This window comes from Streptomyces sp. MnatMP-M17 (assembly GCF_900091995.1).
In the GTDB taxonomy this organism is placed as follows: domain Bacteria; phylum Actinomycetota; class Actinomycetes; order Streptomycetales; family Streptomycetaceae; genus Streptomyces.
Genome location: NZ_FMDK01001161.1, coordinates 1 through 1,041, shown reverse-complemented (window position 1 = coordinate 1,041; position 1,041 = coordinate 1). Strand labels below are relative to the sequence as shown.

Genomic DNA, 1,041 nt, shown 5'->3' with positions numbered 1-1,041 from the left:
ATCCAGGTCGGGTCGGTGGCGGTCGGTGGGGATGCGCCGGTGTCGGTGCAGTCGATGACGACGACGCGTACGTCGGATGTGGGTGCGACGTTGCAGCAGATTGCTGAGCTGACGGCGTCGGGGTGCCAGATCGTACGGGTTGCCTGTCCCACGCAGGATGACGCGGACGCGTTGGCGGTGATCGCGCGGAAGTCGCAGATTCCGGTGATCGCGGATATTCATTTCCAGCCGAAGTATGTGTTCGCGGCGATTGACGCGGGGTGTGCGGCGGTGCGGGTGAATCCGGGGAACATCAAGCAGTTCGACGACAAGGTGCGGGAGATCGCGAAGGCGGCGGGGGATGCGGGGACGCCGATTCGTATTGGTGTGAACGCGGGTTCGCTGGATGCGCGGTTGCTGCGGAAGTACGGGAAGGCGACGCCGGAGGCTCTGGTGGAGTCGGCGCTGTGGGAGGCGTCGCTGTTCGAGGAGCACGGTTTCCGGGACATCAAGATCTCGGTGAAGCACAACGATCCGGTGGTGATGGTCAACGCCTACCGTCAGCTCGCCGCGCAGTGCGACTATCCGCTGCATCTGGGTGTCACGGAGGCGGGTCCGGCGTTCCAGGGGACGATCAAGTCGGCGGTGGCGTTCGGGGCGTTGCTGAGCGAGGGGATCGGGGACACGATCCGGGTCTCGCTGTCTGCTCCGCCGGCGGAGGAGGTCAAGGTCGGCCTCCAGATCCTGGAGGCGCTGAATCTGAAGCAGCGCCGGCTGGAGATTGTGTCGTGTCCGTCGTGCGGTCGTGCGCAGGTGGATGTGTACAGGCTGGCGGACGAGGTGACGGCGGGTCTGGAGGGCATGGAGGTTCCGCTGCGCGTCGCGGTGATGGGCTGTGTGGTGAACGGTCCTGGTGAGGCGCGTGAGGCGGATCTGGGTGTGGCGTCGGGCAATGGCAAGGGCCAGATCTTTGTGAAGGGCGAGGTCATCAAGACCGTGCCGGAGTCGAAGATCGTGGAGACGCTGATCGAAGAGGCGATGAAGATCGCCGAGCAGATGGAG

General features: G+C 65.0%; 1 protein-coding gene. It reads left to right on the top strand.

What is annotated here, in order from left to right; translation table 11 throughout:
* The coding region (ispG, locus tag GA0115259_RS37295) for a flavodoxin-dependent (E)-4-hydroxy-3-methylbut-2-enyl-diphosphate synthase (protein ID WP_093604978.1) at window positions 1–1,041 on the top strand (1,041 nt) is incomplete at both ends.